Raw genomic sequence first — 25,559 nt, 5'->3', positions numbered from 1 at the left:
AGCCTGGAGCACATGGGTTTCACGGTGCTGGCCGAGCCGGAGTGGCGGGCCCGCCAGCAGGCTCACCTGGACCGGGTGAGCCGCTGGACGGGCCCGCACGCCCGGCGCAGGTCGCGCGGCGAGAAGCACCCGGTGGTCGACTTCCTGTTCACCTACTACAGCCACCGGCCCGCGCACCTGGAGCGCTGGCACCCCGGCCCCGGCGTGCTGCTGGCCGGGCCCGGTGCGCGGGAGCGGCTGTCCTGGCGGGGCTACCACGAGGTGGACGGCGGGGTGGCGCTGGACGTGGCGGAGTTCGGCGAACCCCGTCGGCGCAACGCCGCGTTCTCCCGCTCGCTGCTGACCGCCACGGCCGCCCGGCGGGCCCGGCTGGGCTGCTTCGGCCTGCACGAGTGGGCAATGGTGTACCGCACCCAGCCCGCACAGATCCGGCACGTGGGCTGGCCGCTGCGGCTGGGCCACGGCGGCACCGACCGCGTGGTGGAGTCCCAGCGCGTGCAGTGCAGCCACTACGACGCGTACCGGTTCTTCACCGAGCCCGCGCGCCCGCTCAACGCCGTGCGGCCCACCCGGCAGCGGCAGCTCGAGCTGGAACAGCCTGGTTGTCTGCACAACAACATGGATCTGTACCGGGCCGCGTACAAGCTGGACCCGTTCCTGCCCTCCGAACTGGTCGCGGACTGCTTCGAGCTGGCGGTGGACATCCGCGAGCTGGACATGCGGGCCAGCCCGTACGACCTGTCCGAGCTGGGCTACCAGCCGGTGCGCATCGAGACCGAGGAGGGCAGGGCCGAGTACGTCCGCGCCCAGGCGAGCTTCGCCGAGCGCGCCCGCCCGCTGCGGCAGGCCCTCATCGAGCACTGCGTCACACTGTTGGACTGGTCGGCATCCTGAGCAACTCACCTTGACCGAACCGTTTCACCTGTTAGGTTGACAAACCTCGATTCCTCCCCCATTCGGGGGACGGGTACTCGCCGTGCGGGGAAGGGACAGGATGGCTCGCCATCGCGCGCTCGTGACCAGGGTCCGACGCGGGGTCGCACGCTGGCCGCTCGCGATCGTCGCCCTGGTCGTGCTGCTCGGACTGGGCTGGCTGGGCTGGACCTGGCTGGGCGGGGTGCTGGAGCGCAGAGCCACCGCCGAGGCGGCGGGCTGCCCCAGCGGTGAGGTCAGCCTGCGGGTGGCCGTCACGCCCAGCGTGGCCGACCCGGTCCGGGACGGGGCACAGCGCTGGACCGACCAGCACCCGGTGGTCAACGACCACTGCGTGCGGGTCGAGGTGCAGTCGGTGGACTCCAAGACCATCCTCACCGGCCTGACCCAGAGCTGGGACGAGAGCAAGCTCGGCCCCAAGCCGGTGGCCTGGCTGCCCGACTCCACGCTGTGGGCCAACCGGCTGTCCGCGCAGAACACCGCGCTGGTCGGGGCCGCGGGCCAGTCCGTGGCCAGCAGCCCGGTGGTGCTGGCCACCCAGTCCCCCGCCTACGACGCGCTGACCACCGGCAACCTGCTGCGCTGGACCGACCTGCCCGAGCTGACCGCCGACCCGGCGGGCTGGGCGCGGTTCGGCAAGCCGCAGTGGGGCAAGTTCCGCATCGCCGTGCCGGACCCGGCCTACAGCCCGGCCAGCGCCATGGCCATCCAGTCCGCCCTGGCCGGTGCCACCGGGCAGGGGCTCGGGCCGGTCACCACCGACATGCTCGCCCAGCAGCCGGTGAAGGACCTGATCGGCAAGCTGGCCGCCGCGCGGGCGGCCAACGCGCCCGCCAGCGCCCAGGACGCGCTCGACGGGCTGTCCAGGGCCGGGGACATCGCCACCGCGAGCTACAGCGCGGTGCCGATCACCGAGGTGGACCTCTACCGGCGCAACCTGGGCCGGGACGGCGCGCCCGCACCGGGTACCCCGCTCTACGAGGTGCCGGTCGGCGGCGCGAGCCCGCAGGCGGACTTCCCGTTCGTGACCCTGGCGGGCAACTGGGTGAACACCGTGCAGGGCAAGGCGGCACAGCAGTTCCGCGAGTTCCTGCGCCAGCCCGCGCAGCAGAAGCTGTTCGCCGCGGCCGGTCTGCGCGTGGACGCCACCTCGGATCGGCCCAAGCAGGCGCCCGGCATGCGCTGGCCCGCCACCACCCAGCGCCTGGTCCCCGCCGACGCCACCACCACGCAGCAGATCTCCGCGGGCTGGGCGGCGGCGGCCTCCGGCGACCTGATCTCGGTGCTGGTGGACGGTTCGGCCGCGATGGGCCAGGACGGCGGGGACGGCCGCACCCGGTTGGACTGGGTCCGCGACGCGCTGGTCGGCCAGGTCGACCGGTCCGTGGCCGGGGCCTCGCTGGGGCTGTGGCAGTACTCGGCAAACCTGGACGGGGACAAGCCGTACCGGCAGCTCTCCCCCGTGGTGCAGACCGACCAGCACGCCGACCAGCTGCACTCCGCGCTGGGCAAGCTCGGCACCGGCCAGGGTGCGCAGCTCTACAGTTCGGTGCTCGGGGTGTACCAGTCGGTGCTGGCCAACTACCAGGCGGGCAAGCACAACCGGATCGTGGTCATCGTGGGCAGTGCCAACGAAGGCGGCACGGACCTGGCTCAGCTGCGCAGCCAGCTCGGTCAGCTCCGCGACGCCAAGCGACCGGTGCCGATCAGCTTCATCGCCCTGGGCGACGGCCCGCAGCGGGACCAGTTGGCGGGCATCGCCCAGGACGCCGGCGGCACGGTTTCCGCTGTGCAGAACGCCAAGGACGTCGCGGCGGCCCTGGGACAGCTGCTGTCGGTCGCGAGCTGATCGCGCATAGGGGTCCCGCTCGCACCGCGGACGCTCTAAGCTGAGTGCCGCCACGTCGCCAATCCCCCCTGGCGACCGGCACGCTGGAGCCCTTGCCTACCCCCCGGACGAGGGCTCCAGTCCCCCAACCACCGCGAGTCCCGCTCTGGGCAGCGCGAATCCCGCCCACCAGCAGGCGAATCCCGCTCTGCCGGTCGTCACTTCCGTGCCGTGTCAAGGAATTCGACGGCCAGCGACGCCAGCTCGACGGGCTGCTCGAAGACCATGCCGTGGTTGGCGTCGACCTCGACCACGGTCAGCAGCGGGTTGGCGGCGCGGGCCGCGTCGAGGTCGCGCAGCAACCCGCGTCGGTGTGCGGCCGTCAGCTCGGCGAAGGGCGCGGCCTGCGGCAGGGCCTTTCCCGCCAGCACAAGCAAAGCCGGGCATCGCAGCGCGGCGAGCACGGCCACGGTGTCGTCCTGGCGGAACGAGTCGGCGACCTGGGCGAGCAGGTCCGCGCCGGGCCGGGTGAGCGTGGCGGTCTGCGCGTCGAAAGCGGCCCGCAGGCGCGCCAGGTCGGCGAGGACCCGTTCGCGGGGCAGGCCCGCGTAGTGCTCCGGCGCGGTGGCCGCCGCCCGGTGCCCGTCGAAGCTGATCACGCCGGGGCACTCGGGGTGCCGCGCCGCCCAGTGGGCCGCGATCATGCCGCCCAGGGACATGCCCACCACCGCGGGGTTGTCCAGGCCGAGCAGCTCGATGTCGTCCAGCACGGCCCGCCAGCTCCACGGGCCGTCAGCGGAGCGCCCGTGGCCGCGCAGGTCGATCGCCACCACCCGGTGGGCGCGGGTCAGCTCGGCGGCGAACCGGTCCCAGTCCCGCGCCTGCCCGCCCAGGCCGTGCAGCAGCAGCACGTCCGGGCCGGTTCCGCCGTACTCCACCCGGTTGGTCATCGCGTCCCCCGCAGCCTGTCGCGCACCGAGTCGGTGCTCACCCCGCCCCCGGCGTGCCGGGTCAGCTTGCCCCTGTTGACCAGGTCGAACACCCCCTGCCTGGTGACCCCCAACATCGCCCCGGCCACCGGGAAGGAGACGTGCTCCCGGCCCGGGTAGCCGAAGCGCCGGGCCACCAGCCGTCCCAACGGGGTCTGCCACCACCGCACGGGCGGGTCGAACTCGTCCGCGGGGTGCAGGGCCGCCAGCAGGGTGGACAGCCGCTGCCAGGCCACGGCGTCCGTGCCGTCGAGCAGCTGGGCCGCCCACATCTCGGCCTCGTAGGACAGCCGCTCGGCCAGGGCGTCCACCGAGGCGGCGGGCCCGAGCAGGATCGACAGCGGGTCGAGCACGCGGATCCGCACCGCCTCGACCAGGTCGGCGACCAGCGCCACATGGTCCTCGCTGGTGGTCATGCCGGGCTCCCCTCTACTTGACGCTGAACGTAAAGTACTTGACGAAGTGCGTCAAGCGGTCCTGATCCGTAGGCTGTCGGCCAGCATCGATCCAGTTCTGGGGAGCAACGCCGTGGCCACCACCACCGAGCCGAAACGACCGGCACCGCACCGCCTGGGGCAGTGGCTGTTGCAGGGCCAGCACCCGCAGGTGCACAAGCGCCAGGGCAGCACCGAGGAGCCGGCCGCCACCCAGCACACCGAGCCCTGGTGGAAGGTCATGTGCCTGACCGGTGTGGACTACTACTCCACGCTGGGCTACCAGCCGGGCATCGCGGCGCTGGCCGCGGGCGTGCTCTCCCCCGTGGCCACCCTCGTGCTCGTGCTGCTCACCCTGGCCGGGGCGCTGCCGATCTACCGCAGGGTGGCCCGGGAGAGCCCGAACGGGCAGGGCTCCATCGCGATGCTGGAGAAGCTGCTGCCGCAGTGGAAGGGCAAGCTGCTCGTCCTGGTGCTGCTGGGCTTCGTGGCCACCGACTTCGTGATCACCATGACCCTGTCGGCCGCGGACGCCTCGGCGCACGCGCTGGAGAACCCGTTCATGCCGGAGTTCCTGCGCGACCACCAGGTGCTGCTCACCCTGGTGCTGCTCGCGGCGCTGGGCGCGGTGTTCCTCAAGGGCTTCACCGAGGCGATCGGCATCGCGGTGACCCTGGTCGGGGTGTACCTGGCGCTCAACGTGGTCGTGGTCGTGACGGCGATCCTGCACGTGGTCGGCAACCCCGAGGTCGTGCTCACCTGGCAGAACCTGTTGACCAGCCAGTACGGCAATCCCTGGCTGATGATCGGCGTTGCCCTGCTGGTGTTCCCCAAGCTGGCGCTTGGCCTGTCCGGGTTCGAGACCGGGGTGGCCGTCATGCCGCAGGTGCGCGGGGCGGCCGGGGACACCGCCACCAGGCCGGAGGGCCGCATCCGCAACACCCGCAGGCTGCTCACCACCGCGGCGCTGATCATGAGCGTGTTCCTGATCTGCTCCAGCTTCGTGACCACCGTGCTGATCCCGCAGAAGGAGTTCCAGTCGGGCGGTTCGGCCAGCGGGCGCGCACTGGCCTACCTCGCGCACTCCTACCTCGGCGACGCCTTCGGCACCGTGTACGACCTGAGCACGATCGGCATCCTGTGGTTCGCGGGCGCCTCGGCCATGGCCGGGCTGCTCAACATCGTGCCGCGCTACCTGCCCGGCTACGGCATGGCCCCGGACTGGGTGCGCTCCAGCCGCCCGCTGGTGCTGGTCTTCATGGTGATCGCCTTCGCCATCACGATCATCTTCGAGGCCAACGTGGACGCGCAGGGCGGGGCGTACGCCACGGGTGTGCTGGTGCTGATCTCCTCGGCGGCCCTGGCGGTGACCCTGTCGGCGGTACGCAGGCGGCAACGGCCCGCCACCATCGCCTTCGCCGTGATCACCGCGGTGTTCGCCTACACCACGGTGATGAACATCGTGGAGCGCCCGGACGGCGTGAAGATCGCCTCCTTCTTCATCCTGGCGATCATCGTGACCTCCTTCGTCTCCCGGGCGACCCGCTCGCTGGAACTGCGCTTCAGCGAGGTGCAGTTCGACGAGACGGCGCGGCGGCTGATCGCCGAGCACGCGGCCGAGGGCGAGATCCGGATCATCGCCAACGAGCCGGACGCCCGCGACGAGGCCGAGTACGTGGACAAGGAGCGCGAGCAGCGCGAGGACAACCACATCCCGGCCGGGGACCCGGTGCTGTTCCTGGAGATCACCATCGGCGACTCCTCGGACTTTACCGACGAACTGGACGTGTGCGGCGAGGAGCGGTTCGGCTACAAGATCCTGAAGGTGAACAGCCCCACGGTGCCCAACGCCATCGCCGCGATCCTGATGCGGATCCGCGAGGACACCGGCAAGGTGCCGCACGTGTACTTCGCCTGGGCGGAGGGCAATCCCTTCCAGTTCCTCTTCAAGTACATGTTCTCCGGCTCAGGTGACGTGCCGCCGGTGACCCGCGAGGTGCTGCGGCGCGCGGAACCCGACCCCGAGCGCAGGCCGATGGTGCACGTCGGCTGACCACAGTGGACGGTGAACGCCGCGAGGTCCCGGCCCTGCTACCGGGGCCTCGCGGCGCGTCTCCCTCTGCCGCGGTTCGGGACCTTCACGAACCGGGGCGTGCGAGTCGATGCGCCAGGATCGCGCCGCCCGCGATCACGGCCGCGACACCGGCGAGCCAGACCCACGGCGGCACACTGGCCTCGTCGGCGGAGGAGGCCCGAGCGACCGGCGCCGCGTGCTCCAGCGCCGCCACGGGGGTGCCCCGACCTGCCGTGGTCAACTGGAACCCGATCCGGCCGGACACCGGGTGCCCGTCGGCGGAGATGATGCGGTAGTCGACGGTGTAGCGCCCGGCAGGCCCCAGGGGCGACAACGGTGCCGAGACCACCCCTCCGCTGACCGTCGGCGGACCACCCTCCCAGTGCGAGCCGCCGTCGGGGCCGGTCACGACTAGCGTGGTCAGCCCGTGTTCGACCGGCAGGTCAAAACTGAGCTGCACTCGGTTTGGTCCGGCACTGATCGAGGCCCCGTCAGGCGGGTCGGAGGAAACGAGCACGTTGTGCGCGCTCGCGGGCGCGACACCGAGCACGAGGTTCAGGCCGATGAGTGCCGCGACGAGGCCGGTGCACGTGGTGACGCGGAATTCCCAGGGAAGTGACATGACACCCTCAGATCCTGGTGGAAGCCGGAGTCGCTGCTCCCCGCAGGTTAGGGCCGCGGGGATTGCGGCGGGTTTTCCGGAGATCACCTGATGCTTCCTCCTCGTTAACAGGCCCGCACAACGCAAATCCGGCACACCGCGACCAGAATGTTCACTCGAACGGTCCAGCAGGTGCACCCGACAACCGGCCCAACGCCTCAGAACAGGGGTTTCTGAACTGGCGACGTTGCCCTCACCACCCCGAAACCCGCACGGTGAGATCAGGTTTACCGCGTCGGCACGGTTCGGTCATCCTCGGCAATCGGGTTTGTGGTCGACTCCGTCACAGATCGATCGGAACGTGTTTTCCCCTCATATCGCGTATCCACAGACTCCTTTCTGTCGACGAAGTGGACGGAAGCGACACATGCCGGTACGACGTGAACAGGTGGTCGCCGCGAGCCTGGTCGGCTCAGTGGTGGTGGTCCTGGGTTTCGCATCCGGGCTCGGCGTGCACAACGCGGCCGATGGCGGTGGCACCAGCGCCCAGGCAGGTGGCCTGTCGACACCGTCATCAGCCAGCCCGCCGATGACCAGCGAGCCCGCACAGCCTGGCGGCACGCAGTCCTCTGACAGTCAGTACCCCGGTGACGCCCGTGGCCAGGCGAGCACCGGGCAACCGATCATGACCGAACTGCCGCTGCCACCGACCGGGCCCGTGGCCACCTGGCCCGCGCAGCCGCCGACCACAACACCGACGCCTTCGGTTACGCCGCAACCGGAAACCCCATGCCACCCCGGGCTGCTCGGCCCCTTGCTGGCCCCCGTGGTGCAGCCAGGGCTCCCCCTGGTCGGTGGACTGGTGGTCGGGGTGACCACGGCGCTGCCGCTCAACGGCCTGCTGTCACCACTTGTCGGCGCCTGCCCGACCACGTCGACCACCGTCCCCACAACGACTCCGACTCCGGGGCCGTGATGGCCATGGGCGAACTCCTTGCACAGCAAGCGTTTGCGGTTCCAGAGGCCCGGGCCTGGTACGTGATCGCCCGCGTCCTCGACTACACCGCGACCGCGTTGTTCCTGGGTGGCTCGGCGTTCGTGACACTGCTGTGGCCCGCCGGAGCCGGCGAGCGCCGAACACGGCGGCTGCTCACCGTCGGCTGGCTGTTCGGATTGCTGAGCACGGTGGCCGGAATCGGGTTGGAGGGCGTCTGGGCGACTCAGCGGCCGATCATCGACGCGGTGGACTGGCAACTCCTGCAACAGGTCCTGCACCTGGACTTCGGACGGGTGTGGGTGGCCAAGGCCCTGCTGTGGGTCCTCGCCGGAGTCGTCCTCGCCGATCTGCTGCACCGCGGTGAGGACGCGGCCCGATCGGTGGCCTGGCGCGTGGGGGCGCTGGCCATCGGCGTGGGCTTGCTGCGCACGACCGGGATGACAGGACACGCCTCCGATGCCGCCGAGGCCGGGATCACCCAGATCGCCGACCTGGTGCACCTGGCCGGGATGTGCCTGTGGGTGGGCGGTCTCGCGGTGCTGTTGATCGGTGTACTGCCGCGCCGCCGGGCCCAGGAACTCGCGGTCGTCGTGCCGCGCTACTCCACGCTGGCCCTGATCTCGGTGCTGGCGGTCCTCGCCGCCGGAGCAGTGCTGGCCTGGCAACTGGTCGGATCGGTGGACGCCGTGCTGCACAGCGGGTACGGCCAGATCCTGCTGACCAAGCTGGCGATCCTGCTCGTGCTCCTCGCTGCCGCTCAAGCCAGCAAGTCCTGGGTCAAGCGCCGACTGGACCTCGCCGTGGTGCTGCGCGGCGACGCGGCCACGGTCCGCCCGTTCGTCTACTCCGTGGCCGCCGAGACGGTCCTGGTCCTGATCGTCCTGCTCGCAGCGGCCTTCCTCGTCACGGCCAGTCCCGGCCGCTGAACTCCCGACCCAGAAAGGAACTCCACCATGCACAGCCCTGCACCCGCCGATGCCGAGAAGATCGCACCACCGACACGGCGCGGCCGTGGCGGCGTGCTGCTGCCCGCGATCGCACTGCTGGCCGTGGCCGGCTCGATCCTCGCGCTGACCACGATGCGCGGCAACGACCAGCAGACCACGGCACTGTCCGGTGTGGACTTGGCAGCACAGAGTGCGGCGCTGCCTGAGTCCGTGCTGAGCCAGCAGAAGGTGGCGGCGGTCCAGTACTCGCCGGAGCTGGAGGCGAAGTCCGCGGCCTCCGCCCCGATCGCGGTGGACATCAAGAACTACGCCTACGCCCCGACGGCGGTGACCGTGGCGGTGGGCGACACGGTCGTCTGGACCAACCGGGACACCGCCCCGCACACCGTGACCGTCAGCAGCGGTCCGGAGATGGTCAACTCACCCACCCTGCAACAGGGTCAGAGCTTCACCTTCACCTTCACCAAGCCGGGCAGCTACTCCTACTACTGCGCGGTGCACCCGGACATGAAGGCCACCCTCACCGTCACCGGCTCCACCCCGCCGCCGACCACCACGACCGCACCGCCCACGACGACCACGGGCACCACCACGACCTCGATGCCGATGCCTCCCCCGTCCTCCGGTGGCTGCGCGGTGAAGGCGGCGCTGGCGCCGTTCATCGCCCACCTCAAGGCAGCCCACCTGGAGGAGGGGGTGGGTCAGCAGGTCACCGACCTGCTCAACCTCGACCAGTACGTCAAGACGCACACCGTGCTGATCGAGAACATGCTCACCCCCGTCCTCAACGGCGATGCCGACCAGGCGGTCAAGGACGTGCTGACGCCGTTGCTGGCCCACCTCAAGGCAGCGCACCTGGAGGAGGGCCTTGGCCAGCAGGTCACCGACCTGCTCAACGTGGACCAGTACGTCAAGACCCACACCGTGTTGATCGAGAACATGCTCACCCCGGTGTTCAACCAGCTGACCTGCTGATCGGCCCACCACGCCCCGCTGGCACGGCAGCACCACCGTGCCAGCGGGCGGGTCGCATCGTCCGCCGGATCACCGCCGAGGAGACCGACCGATGACCCGTCGTACCGCCGGGCGAGCGCCCGCCCTGCTGCTCTTGCTGGCCCCCTGGTTCCTCGTGGGGCCAGCACACCCTGCTTTCGCCGCCGCACAACAGGTCTCGATGGCCCAGTACGCCTTCGGGCCCGCGGCACTGACGGTGCACGCCGGGGACACCATCACCTGGACCAACCAGGACAAGGCGCCCCACGACGTGACCACCACCAGCGCGCCCATCGCCCTCCACTCGCCCATGCTCTCCACCGGGCAGTCGTTCAGCTACACCTTCCGTCAGCCGGGCACGTACGCCTACTACTGCTCGATCCACCCGGACATGCGCGCACAGATCACCGTCCTGGCCGCACCGACCACCGCACCGCCCGTGGCCTCCAGGGCGCACCAGCCCGCCAGCACCGCAGCGCCCAGGTCTTCCTCCGCACCACCGATGGCCAGCACCGACAGCACACCGTCCGCGCAGCCGGAACCGCAGCACGCCGCCGGCGATCAGCCGCAGGCCGTCGCCGCCTCGACCCACGCCACCCTGGACCCGATGCTGCTCGTCGCGGGCCTGGTCGCCGGGGTGGCCACCCTGTGCCTGCTGCTGATCAGCTCACGAGCACAGGGCCAGGCGTGACAGCGAGACATGACAACGATGTCATCCGTGGCGGCGCAACCATCCTGCCGGGCACGCCGTCTCAGGAACAACAGCCATGCGGAGGGTTTCGCCGGATATCCTGGCGACCGAGCGTCGACGAGGACGTCGGCCCCACCCCGGACCAGCACGAGGACGAACCAGCCGATGACCACCGTCGCCCCGCGCCGCACGCGCGCCGCGCTCCTGCTCGCCCTCGCCGCGGTCGCGGTGCTGGGGGCGTGCGCGCAGCCCGGGCAGGTGGCGACGGCGATCGGTGCGCCGCCCACGCCGACCCCACAGGCGGGCGGCCTGCCCGCCACGCAGGGCGGCCCCTGCCCGACCTCCGAGGTGCCGACCGGGTTGAGCAGCCAGGGCGTGCTCTCCGGCGGGCAGCGCAGGCCGGTGCTGGTGTACCTGCCGCGCGGCCGCCGCGCGGGCAAGCCGATCCCGCTGGTGCTCGACCTGCACGGCAGCGGCAGCACCCCCAAGCAGCAGTTGGAGTCCACCGGCATCACCAGGACCGCCGACCGCAACGGATTCGCCGTGGTCGCGCCGCAGGGCGGGGTGCCGTTCACGCTCGGGCGCACCCACGGCTTCGCCTGGAACGTGCCGGGGGTGCCGCTGGTGGACGGCAAGCCGGTGCCGCGGGGCGCGCCCGACGACGTGCAGTACCTGCGCGACACCGTGGAGACAGTGACGAAGCTGGTGTGCGGGGACAGCCAGCGGGTCTACGTCACCGGCTTCTCCGGTGGCGCGCGCATGACCTCACAGCTGGGCTGTGAGCTGTCCACCCGCGTGGCGGCGATCGCCCCGGTGTCCGGGCTGCGGCTGCCCACCGGCTGCCGCCCCACCCGGCCGGTGCCGGTGGTGGCCTTCCACGGCACCGCCGACACGGTCAACCAGTACAACGGGGGCAAGTCCCCGACCTGGGACTACAGCGTGCCGGTCGCCGCGCAGCGCTGGGCCGGGGCCGACGGCTGCGCGCCGACCCCGGGCGCCCAGCAGGTGGAACCGCTGGTCACCGCGACCACGTACCAGGGCTGCGGTGGCGGGGCACAGGTGCGGCTCTACACGATCAGCGGGGGCAAGCACGCCTGGCCGGGCACCCCGGGCTCGATGGCCAAGGGCCTGACCCCGCCCAGGATCGACCCCAACGAGCTGATGTGGACCTTCTTCGCCGCGCACCCGCTGGGCTCAACCGCCTGAGCGGGGCCCGGGCAGTGCCATGAAAGTGCCGTTCACTGCGCTCAGCGCAGTGAACGGCACTTTCATGGCGGTAGGGCGCGGCCTCAGCCGCGCAGCTCCACGCAGCAGCCCCCGGCCCCCGGCACCAGCTCGGCGCGGACCGTACCGGCCGCCAGCCCCGCCAGCACCCCGCTCAGCAGCGCCTGGTTGAGCCCGCACACCAGCTCGGGTGCCCTGGCCACCACCGGGTGGAACGGGCAGCTGCGCAGCCGCACACAGGTGGGCGCGCTGCGCTCGGGCTCGAATCCGCAGCCCGCCAGCACCGACTCAGCCAGGGTCAGCGCGCGCTCGGTACCCAGCCTGCCCGGCCTGCTGCGCTCGCGCTCGGCGGCGCCCAGGGCATGTCCGCGCTCCGCGGCCACCCGCAGTCCGGCCTCGCGCGCGGTCTCCCCCGGTCGCTCGGCAAGCGCGGCGTCGACCAGCAACTCGGCGAGCAGGTCGTGGCGGCGCTGCGGGATGGACACGCACACGTCCTGAGCTGCGGGCTCGTAGACTGTGGGGCGCCGCCCGACGCGTCGCGCCCCGGCAGTGTCGGCGGGCCGCGCGCTCAGCAGGCCCGCGTCGACCAGCTTGTCCAGGTGGAAGGCGGCCAGCTTGCGCGAGATGCCCACCGAGCTCGCGGCCTCGTCCCTGGTCACGGGCCTGCCCGCGCGCCGGATGTACTCGTACATGCCGTGCCGCAGGTCGTCGTCCAGCGCGGCCACCGCCGCGATGCCAGGACGTACCGTCATGGGTCCATGATATCGCTCACAGCAATGGGTGATAATTGGGTACCCGCTGGCTGTTGACGGTGAGATGTCAATAAGTCCAAGCTTTGTTGGAGAAAGTACGAGGAGGCTGGCCGTGAGTCTGCATGTGGCGCCCGAGGTGGGTCAGCCCGATCTGGCCGCCGCCGAGCTGGCCGCCGGGCAGTTCCTGCGCGCACTGGGCATCAGCACCGAGTCGGAGAGCCTGCGCGACACCCCGCGCCGCATGGCCAAGGCCTACGCGGAGCTGTTCAGCCCGCGGCCCTTCGACCTGACGACCTTCCCCAACGACGAGGGCTACGACGAGCTGGTGCTGGCCCGCAGCATCCCGCTGCGCTCGGTGTGCGAGCACCACCTGCTGCCCTTCGTGGGCGTGGCGCACGTGGGCTACCTGCCGGGCAGCCGCATCCTGGGCCTGTCCAAGCTGGCCAGAGTGGTCGAGCACTTCGCGTGCCGACCCCAGGTCCAGGAGCGGCTGACCAAGCAGGTCGCCGACTGGCTGCACGCGCAGTTGCAGCCCAAGGGCGTGGGCGTGGTGATCGCGGCCGAGCACACCTGCATGACCCTGCGCGGGGTGCAGGCGGTTGGCTCCTCCACCGTCACCTCCACCCTGCTGGGCACGCTGCGCTCGGACGCCCGGTCCCGCCAGGAGTTCTTCGCCCTGACGGGCATCAACCCCTGAGCTACAGCCCGGCCAGCAGCACCAGTGGGCGCTCCACGCAGTCGGCCACGAAGCGCAGGAAGCCGCCAGCGGTGCCGCCGTCGCACACCCGGTGGTCGAAGGTGAAGGACAACTGGGTCACCTTGCGCACCGCGAGCTGCCCGTCCACCGCCCAGGGCTTGTCCACGATGCGCCCCACGCCCAGCAGGGCCGCCTCCGGGTGGTTGATGATCGGCGTGGAGCCGTCCACCCCGAACACCCCGTAGTTGTTCAGGGTGAACGTGCCGCCCGTCAGCTCCTCGGTGCGCAGCGAGCCCGCGCGCGCCGCCTCGGTCAACCTGGTCAGCTCGGCGGCCAGCTCGGTCGTGGTGAGCTGGTCGGCACCCCGCACCACCGGGACCACCAGCCCGCGGTCGGACTGCACCGCGAAGCCCAGGTTGATCCCCCGCAGGCGGAGGATCTCCTGCCGCTCGGTGTCCACTGTGGAGTTCAGCTCGGGGAACTTCCGCAGCCCCGCGACACAGATGCGGGCCATCAGCGGCAGCACCCCGACGCCCAGCACCTTCTTGGCGTCCATCAGCCCGGTGGCGTCCACGTCCACCCAGGTCGTGGCGTCCGGGATCTCGTGGCGGCTGCGGGAAAGCTTGTCGGCGATGGCCTTGCGCACGCCCTTGAGCGGCACGCGCTCGGCATCGGCCTGCGCCGCAACGGGTTGGGGCGCGGGCTTGGCGATCGCGGCTTCCACGTCCTTGCGCAGCACCACACCGGCCGGTCCGCTGGGCGTGAGCGTGGCGATGTCGATCCCGTTGTCCTTGGCCAGCTTGCGGACCACCGGCGAGAGGACCCTCGGCGCCACGGCCTGCGCGCTCGGCGCGATCTTCGGGCCGCGCCGCCGTCGGGACACCACTTCTTCCTTGGTGCCGTAGCCGATCAGCACGTTGCCCGAACCGGCCTTCTCCTCCTCGCGGTACCGCTCCGCGGCGGCGTCCCCGCCGGACACGGAGATCAGCGGGGCGCCGACCTCCACCACGGCGCCCGCGTCGGCGTGCAGGGTCAGCACGGTTCCCGCGTAGGGCACCGGCACCTCGACCGCGGCCTTGGCCGTCTCCACCTCGACCACCACCTGGTCGATGCTGACCGTGTCACCCACGGCGACCCGCCAGGTGAGCACCTCGGCCTCGGTCAGGCCCTCACCGAGGTCGGGCAGGCGGAAGAGCTGCTCCACGGTCATGCCCTCACCCCGGTCAGGTAGCGGCCGTCGGGCTCGTCACTGAACTGCAGGCGGTCCACCGCGTCCAGCACCCGGTCCACCCCGGGCAGGTGCGAGTGCTCCAGCATCGGCGGCGGGTAGGGGATGTCGAAGCCGCCGACGCGGATCACCGGCGCCGACAGCGAGTGGAAGCAGCGCTCCTGCACGCGGGCGGCGACCTCGGCCCCGAACCCTGCGAAGCCCTGTGCCTCCTGCACCACCACGCACCGGCCCGTGCGCCGCACCGAGGCGGTGACGGTCTCGTCGTCGAAGGGCACCAGCGAGCGCAGGTCCACGACCTCCAGGTCGAGCCCGTCCTCCGCGGCGACCTTGGCCGCCTGCATGGCAACCGGCACCGACGGACCGTACGCGATCAGCGTGGCGTCCTTGCCGCTGCGCCGGATCGCCGCGCGCCCCAACGGTTCCGAGTCGTAGCGCAGCTCTGTGTCCTCTTTGGACCAGTACAGCTTCTTCGGCTCCATGAACACGACCGGGTCCGGGTCGTCGATCGCCGCGCGCAGCAGGGTGTAGGCGTCCGCGGGCGTCGCGGGCGTGACGACCTTGAGCCCCGGCGTGGCCACGTAGTACGCCTCGCTGGAGTCACAGTGGTGCTCCACCCCGCCGATGCCGCCCGCGTAGGGCACGCGGATGACCATCGGGATGGACAGGGCGCCGCGCGTGCGGTTGCGGATCTTGGCCACGTGCGAGGCGATCTGCTCGAACGCCGGGTAGGCGAAGGCGTCGAACTGCATCTCGACCACCGGCAGGAAGCCGCCCATGGCCAGCCCCACCGCGTAGCCGACGATGCCCGCCTCGGCCAGCGGCGTGTCGAAGCAGCGCTGCTCCCCGAACTGCGCGGTCAGCCCGTCGGTGATGCGGAAGACCCCGCCGAGCTGGCCCACGTCCTCACCGAAGACCAGCACCCGCTCGTTCTCGCTCAGTGCGTCGCGCAGGGCGGCGTTGAGCGCCTGCGCCATGCTTGTCGCGGCCATGTCAGCCCTCCTGCGCCTTCAGCTCGGTGGCCAGCAGATCGCGCTGCTCGGCCAGTTGCGGGGTCGGCACCGCGTAGACGTGGTCGAACAGGCTCATCGGGTCCAGGTGCGGGTCGGCGTTCATCCGCTGCCGCAGGTCCGCCGCCAGCCGCTCGCCCTCCTCCTGGGCCGCCAGCACGTCCTCATCGGTCAGGGCGCCGACATCGCGCAGGTGCTTCTCCAGGCGCGGCAACGGGTCCGCCGCCAGCCAGCCCCGCACCTCCTCCTGGTCGCGGTACCGGGTCGCGTCGTCGGCGTTGGTGTGCGCCTCCAGCCGGTAGGTGTGCGCCTCCACCAGGAACGGGCCGCCACCGGAGCGCGCCCGGTCCATCGCCGTGCCCAGCACCGCGAGCATGGCGGCGGTGTCGTTGCCGTCGACCTGCTCGGAGCGAACCCCGTAGCCGATGCCCTTGTACGCAAGGGAGGGCGCCGCGCTCTGCTTGGACAGCGGCACCGAGATCGCGTACCCGTTGTTCTGCACCAGGAACACGACCGGGGCGTTGAAGACCGCCGCGAAGTTCAGCGCCTCGTGGAAGTCGCCCTCGCTGGTGGCCCCGTCGCCGATCAGCGCCAGCACGGCGGTGTTCTCGCCCTTGCGGCGCATCGCGCTGGCCAGGCCCGTGGCGTGCAGCACCTGCGTCGCCAGCGGGGTGCACTGCGGCGCCACGCGCACCGCCTTCGGGTCGTAGCCGCAGTGCCAGTCCCCGCGCAGCAGGGTCAGCACCTCGACCGGGTCCACTCCCCTGGCCACCAGCGCCACCGAGTCCCGGTAGGTCGGGAACAGCCAGTCGCCCGGGCCCAGCACCTCGGCCGCCGCGATCTGGCACGCCTCCTGGCCGTGGCTGGACGGGTACACCGCCAGCCTGCCCTGCTTGGTCAGGGCCGTGGCCTGGGCGTCGAACCGCCTGCCGATCACCATCTTGCGGTGTGCCGCGAGCAGTTGCGGCACGGTTGGCCGCTCGTAGCCGGTGGGGCAGCCCTCGACGGTCGTGCCGTCCTCGGCCAGCAGCCGCACCGGTGTCGGGGAGGGCAACAAGTCCTGGACGACGCTGTCGGACATGACGAACCCCTTCCGCTGACGTTTGACACGTGATACTCGACATTTTGAGCTACATGTTCAACACTGCGACCGAAGTAGCGATGGATTGTTGGAAATACGCGGACGGGAAGACAACATGTCCTTCGAGACCCACGCCACACCGACGGCCGGTGGACGATCGGCCGCCCAGTTGGACGAGATCGACCGGGCGATCCTGTCGGAACTGCACAAGGACGGCCGGGTCTCGATCCGCGTACTGGCCGAACGCGTGCACATCTCGCGCACGAACGCCTACGCACGGTTGGACCGGCTGCTGTCCGAGCATGTGATCACCGGGTTCACCGCCGAGGTGTCCCCGCACCGCGCCGGGCTCGGCACCAGCGCGTACGTGCTGCTGACCATCGAGCAGAACTCCTGGCGGACCGTGGCCGGGGCGCTGCGCAAGATCCGCTACATCGAGCACCTGGCCATGGTCGGCGGCGACTTCGACGTGCTCGCACTCGTGCGCGCCCCGGACAACGCCGCGCTGCGCGAGGTGGTGCTGGAGCAGATCCAGAGCGTGAAGGGCGTTCGCGGGACCCGGACCTGGCTGGTCTTCGACGAGGCCGAGGGCCGGGGCCCGGAGTGGGTCCCGGCCGGGAAGTAGCTCAGGCGTACCGCACAACACCGTCCACAGTGGATGAACGCAGCCTGCCAAGCCGCACCAGCACGTCCAGGTGCGCGGCCGTCTCACCGACGGCCAGGAACTTGTTGAACAGGTCCATGTCGGCGAGCTTGCGGTTGTGCCGGGTCCAGCCGATCCGCCCCGCGACCTCCAGCGCCGTGCTGGCGGTCTCGCCCACCGCGGCGCAGGTGAGGTCCAACCGCCGCTCGTGGTGGGCGAGCAACTCGTCCACCCGGGCGTGCGCGCTGGCGGTCACTGGCCCGTGCGCGGGCAGCAGCCGCATGTCCGGATAGGACCGCACGAGCCGCAGGGACTCCAGGTAGTCCGAGAGCGGGGATCCGGCACGGGCCAGTTCGAAGCCGATCGACGGGGTGATGTGCGGCAGCACGTGGTCGCCCGCGAACAGCAGTTCGGCCTCGGGGTCGAGGAACACGAGGTGCCCGTTGGTGTGGCCGGGGGTGGGCACGGCGCGCAGGATCCGCTCCGCCAGCGGCACGTCCACCGCGCCGGGGATCCAGTCGTCCGGGGGCTCGTACCCGTCGACGCCCTCGCGGTCGCCCGACCTGGCCTGCCGCAACGGTTCCACGAGTTCGCCCGCGCCCCAGCGGACCAGGTCCCGATACTGGCCCTCCACCCGGCCCGCGAGGATCGCCGCCATCGAGGGCTGCTCCCCCGCGCCGAGGCTGATCCTCGTGCCGAAGGTCCTGCGCAGGGTGACGCCGAGCGTGTAGTGGTCGCGATGCAGGTGGGTGACCAGGAACCGGTGCACGTCCTCGAACCCGTGGCCGAGTTGGTCCAGAGCCCGTTCCAACTGCTGGCGGGCCTCCGCCAGGGCCCAGCCGGAGTCGATCAGCACGAGCCCGTCGCCGTCACGCACCGCGTACACGTTGACCGCACGCAGCCCGTCGTTGGGCAGCGGCAGCGGGATCCGGTGCACCCCGGGCGCCACCTCGAACGCGCCGGGCTCCATCCACGCGGTGCGGGCGTCCGCCACATCAGTTGTCAAAGCCAACCTCCTGACCGGAGTCTGTCACGGCCAGGCCGAACTCACCTGTGGTCTGCGCCACTCAGCGCAGGACTCGCCCCTTCAGGACGACCCGGCTCGGGTGCGCCAGCACCGCGAGGTCCTCGGTCGGATCGGTGTCGTAGGCGAGCAGGTCCGCGAGCCCGCCGTCGACCAGTCCGGGCAGTCCCAGCCAGCAGCGGGCCGTCCACGAGGCGGCACCCAGCGCCTGCTCGGCGGGCACACCGGCCTGGGCCAGCCAGTTCACCTCGCCGGCGACCGTGCCGCAGGGGAAGCTGTCGGTACCGGCGAGCACCGTGACCCCGGCTTCGTGCGCCGCGCGGACGTTGGTCAGGAGCCCTTCCCAACCACTGAGCCACCAGTCCTTGCGCGGGCCGGGCTCCGAGGCGCGCTTGCGGTCCACGCTCGCCCCGAACACGCTCAGCGTGGGCACGAGCGCGGTGCCCTGGGCCGCCATCCGGTCGATCAGCTCAGGGTCCAGGTGCATGCCGTGCTCCAGGCTGTCCGCCCCGGCGAGCACGGCGTTGCGGCTGCCCTCGGCGGTCTGGCAGTGCACCGCGACCCGGCCGCCGACCGCGTGCACGGCCTCGACCGCGGCGGTGAGGATCTCCAGCGGCAGCGCGGGTTTGTCGTACCGCCAGTCGCCGATGACCTTGCACCAGCCCGATCCGGCCTGCGCCTCCTCGACGGCGGCCCGCACCACCTCGTCCTCGCCGATGTGCCGCCCGAGGCCCTCGATGAACCGCCCCGGGGTGGCCAGCCAGCGCCCCGCCGACCGCACCCTGGGCAGCTCGGGGTCCTCGTCCACCCAGCCCGGGATGCGCTGGTCGGAGCCCGGGGTCCGCACCAGCAGCACGCCCGCGTCCCGGTGGTCGACCAGGTGCTGGCGCAGCACGTCCTCACTGAAGGGCTGGTCGAGGTCCGCACGCCCGGGGTGGGTGTGCACGTCGACCAGTCCGGGCAGCAGCCAGCCGCCGTCCACGACGAACTCCCCGCCCGGCACGGGATCGGCACGCAGCAGCTCCCCGTCGATCCAGAAGGACCGCTCCTCGCGCTCCGGCAGCACGATTCCCCGCACCCGCAACACCATCAGGCCACGTTAGTCTCAGAACCGCTGGGCACGCAGTCGAATCACCTCGGCAGTCCGACGTCCTCCACGGTCAGCGGGCCGTAGACCGGACTGCCGATCACGGAGTCGAAGCTGACCGACAGTGAGGTGGCTCCGGCGGTGAGCGGCATGTCGAGCTTGATCGTGCCCTTGGCGGTCTGTCCGGACTGCACCAGGTACGGCCAGCCGGTCAGGATCGCCGCGGCGTGGTAGGTCGTGCCCCGGTCGTCCGTGGCGGTGAAGTTGCCCGGTGCGATCAGCATGACGGTGACCGGGCTGTTGTTGACCGCCTCCAGGTGCAGGGTCACCAAGCCGTTGGCGGCGTCCACCTGCGTCACGGCGAGCTTCACCGCCCCGAGGGAGCCCTCCCACCTGCCCCGCACCGACCTCGCGCCACCCGGGGAGACCGCCGAGGTGCGTGGCGGCGAGGAGGCTGCGGGCGGGGCGGCCTCCGGCGTCCCGGGCACCGAGCCCGTTGTCATGGCGGCAGGCAGGAATCCCGTGACCACAACGGCCATCCCGATCACGGTGAGCAGAACGCCAACGGCCACAGCACTTCTGGGCGTGCGAGCGGGCCGGTTCCCGTGGATCACCACGGAAACCGGCCCCCAGCCGAGCTTGCGCAGCACCCCGCCCTGCATGACGGCACCGCCGATCAGGACCAGTGCGGCACCGATGACGATCCGGACCAGCTGCGCATCCACGAGCCCAACATCGAGCCCTGCCGCGCCCGCGTTACGGGCTCAGATGTTGCGCCGGTACTGGCCGCCCACCTCGAAGAACGCCTCGGTGATCTGACCAAGGGTGCAGACCCTGGCCGCGTCCATCAGCACCGCGAACACGTTCTCGTCGGTGGCCGCGGCGGCGCGCAGGCGGGCCAGCGCCTGCTGGGCCTGCTCCCGGTGCTCCTGCTGGAACTGCCTGGTCCGCTCCACCTGGGAGGCCTTCTCCTGCTCGGTGGCGCGGGCCAGCTCGATCTCGAAGGCCTCGTCCTCCGCGTGCTCGGGCAGGAAGGTGTTCACGCCGACCAGCGGCAGCGAGCCGTCGTGCTTGCGCTGCTCGTAGAGCATCGACTCGTCCTGGATGCGGCCGCGCTGGTAGCCGGTTTCCATCGCACCCAGCACGCCACCGCGCTCGGAGAGCCGGTCGAACTCGGCCAGCACGGCCTCCTCGACCAGGTCGGTCAGCTCCTCGATCACGAACGAACCCTGCAACGGGTTCTCGTTCGCGGACAGGCCCCACTCCTTGTTGATGATCAGCTGGATGGCCATCGCGCGGCGCACCGAGCTCTCGGTCGGCGTGGTGATCGCCTCGTCGTAGGCGTTGGTGTGCAAGCTGTTGCAGTTGTCGTACAGCGCGCACAGCGCCTGCAAGGTGGTGCGGATGTCGTTGAAGTTCATCTCCTGCGCGTGCAGGGAACGGCCTGAGGTCTGCACGTGGTACTTGAACTTCTGCGAGCGCTCGTTGGCCCCGTAGCGCTCGCGCATGGCCACCGCCCAGATCCGCCGCGCCACCCGGCCGATCACGCTGTACTCGGCGTCCATGCCGTTGGAGAAGAAGAAGGACAGGTTGGCCGCGAAGTCGTCGATGTCCATGCCACGGGCCAGGTAGGACTCCACGTAGGTGAAGCCGTTGGCCAGCGTGAAGGCCAGCTGGCTGATCGGGTTCGCCCCGGCCTCGGCGATGTGGTAGCCCGAGATCGACACCGAGTAGAAGTTGCGCACCTTGTTGGCGATGAACCACTCCTGCACGTCGGCCATCATGCGCAGGCTGAACTCGGTGGAGAAGATGCAGGTGTTCTGGCCCTGGTCCTCCTTGAGGATGTCGGCCTGCACCGTGCCCCGCACGTTGGCCAGCGCCCATGCGCTCAGCTCGGCGTGCTCCTCGGCGCTGGGCTCGCGGCCGTGCTCGGCGCGGAAGGCGTCCACCCGCTGGTCGATCGCGGTGTTCAGGAAGTACGCCAGGATCGTGGGCGCCGGGCCGTTGATCGTCATCGACACCGAGGTGGTCGGCGAGGTCAGGTCGAACCCGTCGTAGAGGGCCTTCATGTCCGCCAGCGAGGCGATGGACACCCCGGAGGTGCCGATCTTGCCGTACACGTCCGGCGGGGTGTCGGGGTCGCGACCGTAGAGCGTCACCGAGTCGAAGGCCGTGGACAGCCGGGTGGCCGCCGACCCGCTGGACAGGTACTTGAAGCGCTTGTTGGTGCGGAACGCGTCGCCCTCACCGGCGAACATGCGGGCCGGGTCCTCGCCCTCCCGCTTGAACGGGAACACGCCCGCCGTGAACGGGAAGGCCCCGGGCAGGTTCTCCTTGCGCAGGAAGCGCAGCAGCGTGCCCTCGTCCTCGTAGCGCGGCAGCGAGACCCGGCGGACCTTGTTACCGGACAAGGTCTCCCGCGTCAGCTGGGTGCGGATCTCCTTGTCCCGCACCTTGAACACCAGTTCGTCACCGGAGTACTGCTCCACCGTGGCGGGCCACTGCGCGAGCAGGTCCTCGGTGTCCCGGTCCACCTTGCGCGCGGCACCGGCGACCAGTTCGTCCAAGTCCACAGTGGACTTTTCGGCCGCCTCGAGCGCCTTGGCCGCACCGGCGAGCTGACCGTGCCTGCGCACCGCGGCGACCTGCTCGTCGGTGTGGCGGTGGTAGCCGCGCACGGTGTCGGCGATGTCGGACAGGTAGCGGGCCCGCGCGGCGGGCACGATCGTCGCGGCCGAGGTGGACACCTTGCCCTGCACCGCGGGCAGCACGCCCTCGGCAAGGTCCAGGCCCTTCTCCGCCAGCTCGGACACCAGGTGCTGGTAGAGGGCGGTGACCCCGTCGTCGTTGAAGGTCGCCGCGCTGGTGCCGAACACCGGCATGTCCTGCCAGGTGGAGCCGAAGGCCTCGCGGTTGCGCACCAGCTGCCGCGCCACGTCGCGGCGGGCGTCCTCGGCCCCGCGCCGCTCGAACTTGTTGATCGCCACGGCGTCGGCGAAGTCCAGCATGTCGATCTTCTCGAGCTGGGAGGCCGCGCCGAACTCGGGGGTCATCACGTACAGCGAGATGTCCACGAACGGCACGATCGCCGCGTCGCCCTGGCCGATGCCGGGCGTCTCCACCACGACCAGGTCCGCGCCGGAGGCCTTGCAGGCGGCGATCGCCTCGGCCAGGCCGTCGGGCACCTCGGCCCCGGCCCGCCGGGTGGCCAGCGAGCGGAAGAACACGTGCTCGCCGTCCAGGCAGTTCATCCGGATCCGGTCGCCCAGCAGCGCCCCGCCGCCGCGGCGGCGGGTCGGGTCGATGGCCAGCACTGCGATGCGCAGCTTGTCCTGCTGGTCCTGGCGGAAGCGGCGGACCAGTTCGTCGGTCAGCGAGGACTTGCCGGAGCCACCGGTACCGGTGATGCCCAGCACGGGCACGTGGCGGCGGTCGGCGGCCTCGGTGATGCCCGCGCTCACGGCCGAGGGCAGCCTGCCCGCCTCGATCAGCGTGATCGCCCTGGCCAGCGCGTCCTGCGCCCCGGTGAACAGGCCGTCCCAGCTGGCGGGCACCTGCTCGGTGAGGTCGGTGTCGCAGGCCCGCACCATGGTGTTGATCATCTCGGCGAGGCCCATGTGCTGGCCGTCGGCGGGCGAGAAGATCCGCGCCACCCCACGGGAGTGCAGCAGTTCGATCTCCTGCGGCACGATCACGCCGCCACCGCCGCCGAACACCTGGATGTGCCCGGCGCCGCGCTCGCGCAGCAGCTCGACCAGGTAGCTGAAGTACTCGACGTGCCCGCCCTGGTAGGCGCTGATGGCCACGCCCTGGGCGTCCTCCTGGATCGCGGCGTTGACCACCTCGTTGACCGAGCGGTTGTGCCCGAGGTGGATCACCTCCGCGCCCTGGGACTGCAGGATGCGGCGCATGATGTTGATCGCCGCGTCGTGCCCGTCGAACAGGCTCGCGGCCGTGACGAAGCGAACCGGGTTCACCGGCCGGTGCAATGCGGCGCTCATGCGAACTCCTTGTGGGGGTAGGCCTGACCTAATAGTAGGCCTTCCTACTATCGGACGGACAAGTAACGTGGCGTGGGCCACGTCGCTGTAGAGTCCCGCCTGGTGCCGCCACACCGCATCGCATTGCTTGGGGACTCTAAGTGCCCGTTTCTGATCTACAGGGTCTGTGTCAATCGGCGGCTGGTGATGCGGATCATGGCCCAGCGGACCATCGCTTCGTGGTGGTGTGGAAGTCGTTCGTAGTCACGGACACAGCGGCGGTGACCGGTGATCCACGCCAGGCTCCGCTCCACCACCCAGCGGCGGGGCAGCACCGTGAAGTGGGGCAGGTCGGGGCGTTTGACGATCTCCACCACCACGCCGAGCGCTTGTCGCGCCCAGTCCAGCAAGGTGCCGGTGTAGCCGCCGTCGGCCCATACCAACCGGATCCGGTCGCCGACCGTGGCACCCAGTCGCAGCAGCAGTGCGCGGGCGGCGACCCGGTCCTGGATCGAGGCCGGGGTCACCAGCACCGCCAGCACGAACCCGACGGTGTCCACCACGATATGGCGCTTGCGGCCGTTGACCTTCTTGCCCGCGTCCCACCCGCGAGTGGCCCGTCCCACGGTCTCGGCCGCGCGGACCGACTGCGAGTCGATCACCGCCGCTGACGGCGCCGCCACCCGGCCCTCCGCCAGCCGGGCACGGTCCCGCAGCCCGTCCAGGATCCGCTGCGTCGCACCGGATTTCTCCCACAGGGCGAACCGTTTGTAGACCGTCGGCCAGGGCGGGAAGTCCGCCGGCAGCGCACGCCACTTGATGCCGTTGTCCACCAGGTACAAGATCGCGTCCACGATCACCCGGCGGCAGTGCCGCTCTCGACGGCCACCCCGGCCACCCAGCCAGGCCGGATCCGGCAGCAGTGGGTCCAACACCGCCCACTGCGCGTCGGTGACATCCGAGGGATACCGGTTGGCACGCCGTGTGGGCTGGTGGGTTGCGGCCAGCCGGCAGCACGAGGCACCCGCGGTGGCATCGCCCGCGGGCATCGGGCACGATAGCAATGGAACTCCTGGCGGAACGGCGCTTCGACAACGTCCGATCTACCAGGAGTTCCCCTGTCTCGTCACCCACCTTCACACCCGGCCCTCAGTTCGAAAACGGGCACTAAGGAGAGTGCTATGCGGGTGAGCGCAGTAGCGGTCGCGCTGCTTGCCGTGACCGGCCTGGGTCTGTCCACCGGTACGGCCGGGGCGGACACCGGATCGCTGCGGCTGTCCGAGGCCACGACCGTCGGCGTGCACAACACCTACGACAAGGGCGCCTACACCTACCTCGCCGACGCGCTGGACGCGGGCGCGGGCATGATCGAACTGGACGCCTGGTTCAACATCTTCACCAGGAAGTGGAACGTCAGCCACAGCAACCCGCTGGGCAGCGACAACAACTGCGTGCAGGCCAAGTCGCCCACCGCGAACCTGCACACCGGCAACCGCGACCAGAACCTCAACGACTGCCTGGACGACGTCAACGTCTGGCTGGCGCAGCACCCCGGTGCCGGACCGCTGACCGTCAAGCTGGAGCTCAAGGCCGGGTTCGACGCCACCATCGGCATGGGGCCCGCGCACCTGGACGACTACGTGCGCACCAGCCTGGGCTCACGGGTGTTCAAGCCCGCCGACCTGATGGGCGGCAAGTACGCCACCCTGGACGACGCCGCCAGGGCCAACAACTGGCCGTCCCGCTCGGCGCTGGCCGGCAAGGTCATCGTGGAGGTCATCCCCGGCACCGTCGAGGAGGGCAACCCCACCGACCACCTGTGGACCGACGTGGAGTACGCCCGCTACCTGCGCGACCTGGCCGCCGCCGGGCACGCCGACCAGGCGCAGATCTTCCCTGCGGTGCACAACTCCGCCGCGGGCGACCCGCGGACCCGCTACTCCGAGACGAACCTGCGGCCCTGGTTCGTGGTCTTCGACGGGGACGCGAGCTCGTACGTCGACGGCGGCATCGACACCTCGTTCTACGTCAACAACCACTACTACCTGGTCATGACTGACGCCCACAACGTCAAGCCGGCGATCGACGACACGAACCCGACCGAGCAGCAGGCCAAGGACCGGGTCGCCCTGCTGGCCGCCAAGGGCGCGAGCGTGGTCGGCACCGACTGGCGCAAGCTCACCGCCGTCCTGCCCGAGGTCCTCCCCCGCACCTGACCCGCCTCACCCCGCGTGTCGGCGCTTGCGGGCACGCGTGTCGGCGGTTCCAGGGCGGTGTGTCGGCGCTTCGCGGGCGGCGTGTCGGCGGTTGCGGACACGCGTGTCGGCGCTTCGCGGGCGGCGTGTC

Annotated in this window: 23 protein-coding genes; 11 read left to right on the top strand and 12 right to left on the bottom strand. The window is 70.9% G+C overall.

Going from position 1 to position 25,559, the window contains the following annotated elements:
- Positions 1 to 12 precede the first annotated feature (12 nt).
- Together KALB_RS15270 and KALB_RS15265 are read left to right on the top strand one after the other, a co-directional pair.
- Positions 13 to 894, top strand: coding sequence for a hypothetical protein (locus KALB_RS15270; protein ID WP_025356581.1), 882 nt, complete (start codon positions 13 to 15; stop codon positions 892 to 894).
- 121 nt (positions 895 to 1,015) lie between these two features.
- The gene (locus KALB_RS15265) at positions 1,016 to 2,782 is read left to right on the top strand and encodes a substrate-binding domain-containing protein (RefSeq protein WP_236650261.1); all 1,767 of its coding nucleotides are present in this window, start codon (positions 1,016 to 1,018) and stop codon (positions 2,780 to 2,782) included.
- Positions 2,783 to 2,979: 197 nt separating this feature from the next.
- Here KALB_RS15265 and KALB_RS15260 read toward each other — a convergent pair whose 3' ends face one another.
- Both KALB_RS15260 and KALB_RS15255 read right to left on the bottom strand, forming a co-directional pair.
- A complete protein-coding gene (locus KALB_RS15260) occupies positions 2,980 to 3,711 on the bottom strand; it encodes an alpha/beta fold hydrolase (protein WP_025356579.1) in 732 nt (243 codons plus the stop codon).
- Positions 3,708 to 4,166 carry a hypothetical protein gene (locus KALB_RS15255; RefSeq protein ID WP_025356578.1) on the bottom strand — a complete coding sequence of 153 codons (459 nt, stop codon included), beginning with the start codon at positions 4,164 to 4,166 and terminating at the stop codon, positions 3,708 to 3,710. Before KALB_RS15255 ends, KALB_RS15260 begins: the two co-directional genes overlap by 4 nt.
- 112 nt (positions 4,167 to 4,278) lie before the next feature.
- On the opposite strand from KALB_RS15255, the gene KALB_RS15250 reads away from it, so the two are divergent.
- Entirely contained in the window at positions 4,279 to 6,237 is a 1,959-nt protein-coding gene (locus KALB_RS15250) for an APC family permease (RefSeq protein ID WP_025356577.1), read from the top strand.
- Positions 6,238 to 6,322: 85 nt separating this feature from the next.
- Here KALB_RS15250 and KALB_RS15245 read toward each other — a convergent pair whose 3' ends face one another.
- Entirely contained in the window at positions 6,323 to 6,880 is a 558-nt protein-coding gene (locus tag KALB_RS15245) for a copper resistance CopC family protein (RefSeq protein ID WP_025356576.1), read from the bottom strand.
- 406 nt (positions 6,881 to 7,286) lie between these two features.
- Here KALB_RS15245 and KALB_RS15240 point away from each other — a divergent pair, with 406 nt between their 5' ends.
- The 5 genes from KALB_RS15240 to KALB_RS15220 all read left to right on the top strand — a co-directional run bounded on the left by KALB_RS15240 (position 7,287) and on the right by KALB_RS15220 (position 11,693).
- Entirely contained in the window at positions 7,287 to 7,835 is a 549-nt protein-coding gene (locus tag KALB_RS15240; protein ID WP_025356575.1) for a hypothetical protein, read from the top strand.
- A gap of 5 nt (positions 7,836 to 7,840) precedes the next feature.
- Positions 7,841 to 8,782 (top strand): copper resistance D family protein, encoded by a 942-nt coding sequence (locus KALB_RS15235; RefSeq protein WP_042222123.1) that lies wholly within the window; start codon positions 7,841 to 7,843, stop codon positions 8,780 to 8,782.
- 27 nt (positions 8,783 to 8,809) lie between these two features.
- Entirely contained in the window at positions 8,810 to 9,778 is a 969-nt protein-coding gene (locus tag KALB_RS15230; protein WP_025356573.1) for a cupredoxin domain-containing protein, read from the top strand.
- A gap of 91 nt (positions 9,779 to 9,869) precedes the next feature.
- Positions 9,870 to 10,487 carry a cupredoxin domain-containing protein gene (locus KALB_RS15225; RefSeq protein ID WP_025356572.1) on the top strand — a complete coding sequence of 206 codons (618 nt, stop codon included), beginning with the start codon at positions 9,870 to 9,872 and terminating at the stop codon, positions 10,485 to 10,487.
- A gap of 165 nt (positions 10,488 to 10,652) precedes the next feature.
- Entirely contained in the window at positions 10,653 to 11,693 is a 1,041-nt protein-coding gene (locus tag KALB_RS15220; RefSeq protein WP_025356571.1) for a CE1 family esterase, read from the top strand.
- Between the two features lie 83 nt (positions 11,694 to 11,776).
- Here KALB_RS15220 and KALB_RS15215 read toward each other — a convergent pair whose 3' ends face one another.
- Positions 11,777 to 12,463, bottom strand: a complete 687-nt coding sequence (locus KALB_RS15215) for a helix-turn-helix transcriptional regulator (protein WP_025356570.1) — start codon at positions 12,461 to 12,463, stop codon at positions 11,777 to 11,779.
- A gap of 64 nt (positions 12,464 to 12,527) precedes the next feature.
- On the opposite strand from KALB_RS15215, the gene folE reads away from it, so the two are divergent.
- The gene (gene folE / locus KALB_RS15210; protein WP_042220359.1) at positions 12,528 to 13,160 is read left to right on the top strand and encodes a GTP cyclohydrolase I FolE; all 633 of its coding nucleotides are present in this window, start codon (positions 12,528 to 12,530) and stop codon (positions 13,158 to 13,160) included.
- A gap of 1 nt (position 13,161) precedes the next feature.
- Here folE and KALB_RS15205 read toward each other — a convergent pair whose 3' ends face one another.
- From KALB_RS15205 to pdhA, 3 genes are read right to left on the bottom strand one after another with little or no spacing between them, the layout of a single operon-like run.
- A complete protein-coding gene (locus KALB_RS15205; protein ID WP_025356568.1) occupies positions 13,162 to 14,370 on the bottom strand; it encodes a dihydrolipoamide acetyltransferase family protein in 1,209 nt (402 codons plus the stop codon).
- Positions 14,367 to 15,380 carry an alpha-ketoacid dehydrogenase subunit beta gene (locus tag KALB_RS15200; RefSeq protein WP_025356567.1) on the bottom strand — a complete coding sequence of 338 codons (1,014 nt, stop codon included), beginning with the start codon at positions 15,378 to 15,380 and terminating at the stop codon, positions 14,367 to 14,369. Before KALB_RS15200 ends, KALB_RS15205 begins: the two co-directional genes overlap by 4 nt.
- 1 nt (position 15,381) lies before the next feature.
- Complete coding sequence (gene pdhA / locus KALB_RS15195) at positions 15,382 to 16,479, bottom strand: pyruvate dehydrogenase (acetyl-transferring) E1 component subunit alpha (protein WP_025356566.1); 1,098 nt, start codon at positions 16,477 to 16,479, stop codon at positions 15,382 to 15,384.
- Between the two features lie 115 nt (positions 16,480 to 16,594).
- Here pdhA and KALB_RS15190 point away from each other — a divergent pair, with 115 nt between their 5' ends.
- The gene (locus KALB_RS15190; protein ID WP_025356565.1) at positions 16,595 to 17,104 is read left to right on the top strand and encodes an Lrp/AsnC family transcriptional regulator; all 510 of its coding nucleotides are present in this window, start codon (positions 16,595 to 16,597) and stop codon (positions 17,102 to 17,104) included.
- Position 17,105: 1 nt separating this feature from the next.
- On the opposite strand, the gene KALB_RS15185 is transcribed toward KALB_RS15190, so the two are convergent.
- From KALB_RS15185 to KALB_RS15165, 5 genes are all read right to left on the bottom strand, one after another.
- Positions 17,106 to 18,092, bottom strand: coding sequence for an MBL fold metallo-hydrolase (locus tag KALB_RS15185; RefSeq protein ID WP_042222121.1), 987 nt, complete (start codon positions 18,090 to 18,092; stop codon positions 17,106 to 17,108).
- Between the two features lie 97 nt (positions 18,093 to 18,189).
- Positions 18,190 to 19,236, bottom strand: a complete 1,047-nt coding sequence (locus tag KALB_RS15180) for an amidohydrolase family protein (protein WP_025356563.1) — start codon at positions 19,234 to 19,236, stop codon at positions 18,190 to 18,192.
- A gap of 41 nt (positions 19,237 to 19,277) precedes the next feature.
- Positions 19,278 to 19,958: a hypothetical protein gene (locus KALB_RS15175; RefSeq protein ID WP_025356562.1), complete on the bottom strand. Its 681-nt coding sequence runs from the start codon at positions 19,956 to 19,958 to the stop codon at positions 19,278 to 19,280.
- Positions 19,959 to 19,997: 39 nt separating this feature from the next.
- A complete protein-coding gene (gene icmF, locus KALB_RS15170; protein WP_025356561.1) occupies positions 19,998 to 23,234 on the bottom strand; it encodes a fused isobutyryl-CoA mutase/GTPase IcmF in 3,237 nt (1,078 codons plus the stop codon).
- A gap of 155 nt (positions 23,235 to 23,389) precedes the next feature.
- Positions 23,390 to 24,262, bottom strand: coding sequence for an IS5 family transposase (locus KALB_RS15165; RefSeq protein ID WP_025355155.1), 873 nt, complete (start codon positions 24,260 to 24,262; stop codon positions 23,390 to 23,392).
- Between the two features lie 132 nt (positions 24,263 to 24,394).
- Between KALB_RS15165 and KALB_RS15160 the strand changes: the two genes are divergently transcribed.
- The gene (locus KALB_RS15160; RefSeq protein WP_025356560.1) at positions 24,395 to 25,429 is read left to right on the top strand and encodes a phosphatidylinositol-specific phospholipase C domain-containing protein; all 1,035 of its coding nucleotides are present in this window, start codon (positions 24,395 to 24,397) and stop codon (positions 25,427 to 25,429) included.
- The last annotated feature ends 130 nt before the right edge of the window (positions 25,430 to 25,559 follow it).

The sequence above is a fragment of the Kutzneria viridogrisea DSM 43870 genome, from assembly GCF_000525635.1.
Lineage (GTDB): Bacteria > Actinomycetota > Actinomycetes > Mycobacteriales > Pseudonocardiaceae > Kutzneria > Kutzneria viridogrisea.
The sequence above is the reverse complement of the archived record's forward strand: the minus strand, read 5'-3'. Positions and strand labels throughout refer to the sequence as shown.

Coding starts and splice junctions, on each gene's coding strand:
- KALB_RS15160 (WP_025356560.1), top strand. CDS start 24,395: ATGCGGGTGAGCGCAGTAGCGGTCGCGCTGCTTGCCGTGACCGGCCTG.
- KALB_RS15245 (WP_025356576.1), bottom strand. CDS start 6,880: ATGTCACTTCCCTGGGAATTCCGCGTCACCACGTGCACCGGCCTCGTC.
- KALB_RS15215 (WP_025356570.1), bottom strand. CDS start 12,463: ATGACGGTACGTCCTGGCATCGCGGCGGTGGCCGCGCTGGACGACGAC.
- KALB_RS15205 (WP_025356568.1), bottom strand. CDS start 14,370: ATGACCGTGGAGCAGCTCTTCCGCCTGCCCGACCTCGGTGAGGGCCTG.
- KALB_RS15185 (WP_042222121.1), bottom strand. CDS start 18,092: ATGGAGCCCGGCGCGTTCGAGGTGGCGCCCGGGGTGCACCGGATCCCG.
- KALB_RS15225 (WP_025356572.1), top strand. CDS start 9,870: ATGACCCGTCGTACCGCCGGGCGAGCGCCCGCCCTGCTGCTCTTGCTG.
- pdhA (WP_025356566.1), bottom strand. CDS start 16,479: ATGTCCGACAGCGTCGTCCAGGACTTGTTGCCCTCCCCGACACCGGTG.
- icmF (WP_025356561.1), bottom strand. CDS start 23,234: ATGAGCGCCGCATTGCACCGGCCGGTGAACCCGGTTCGCTTCGTCACG.
- KALB_RS15240 (WP_025356575.1), top strand. CDS start 7,287: ATGCCGGTACGACGTGAACAGGTGGTCGCCGCGAGCCTGGTCGGCTCA.
- folE (WP_042220359.1), top strand. CDS start 12,528: ATGTCAATAAGTCCAAGCTTTGTTGGAGAAAGTACGAGGAGGCTGGCC.
- KALB_RS15190 (WP_025356565.1), top strand. CDS start 16,595: ATGTCCTTCGAGACCCACGCCACACCGACGGCCGGTGGACGATCGGCC.
- KALB_RS15165 (WP_025355155.1), bottom strand. CDS start 24,262: ATGCCCGCGGGCGATGCCACCGCGGGTGCCTCGTGCTGCCGGCTGGCC.
- KALB_RS15255 (WP_025356578.1), bottom strand. CDS start 4,166: ATGACCACCAGCGAGGACCATGTGGCGCTGGTCGCCGACCTGGTCGAG.
- KALB_RS15180 (WP_025356563.1), bottom strand. CDS start 19,236: ATGGTGTTGCGGGTGCGGGGAATCGTGCTGCCGGAGCGCGAGGAGCGG.
- KALB_RS15260 (WP_025356579.1), bottom strand. CDS start 3,711: ATGACCAACCGGGTGGAGTACGGCGGAACCGGCCCGGACGTGCTGCTG.
- KALB_RS15200 (WP_025356567.1), bottom strand. CDS start 15,380: ATGGCCGCGACAAGCATGGCGCAGGCGCTCAACGCCGCCCTGCGCGAC.
- KALB_RS15230 (WP_025356573.1), top strand. CDS start 8,810: ATGCACAGCCCTGCACCCGCCGATGCCGAGAAGATCGCACCACCGACA.
- KALB_RS15220 (WP_025356571.1), top strand. CDS start 10,653: ATGACCACCGTCGCCCCGCGCCGCACGCGCGCCGCGCTCCTGCTCGCC.
- KALB_RS15270 (WP_025356581.1), top strand. CDS start 13: ATGGGTTTCACGGTGCTGGCCGAGCCGGAGTGGCGGGCCCGCCAGCAG.
- KALB_RS15235 (WP_042222123.1), top strand. CDS start 7,841: ATGGGCGAACTCCTTGCACAGCAAGCGTTTGCGGTTCCAGAGGCCCGG.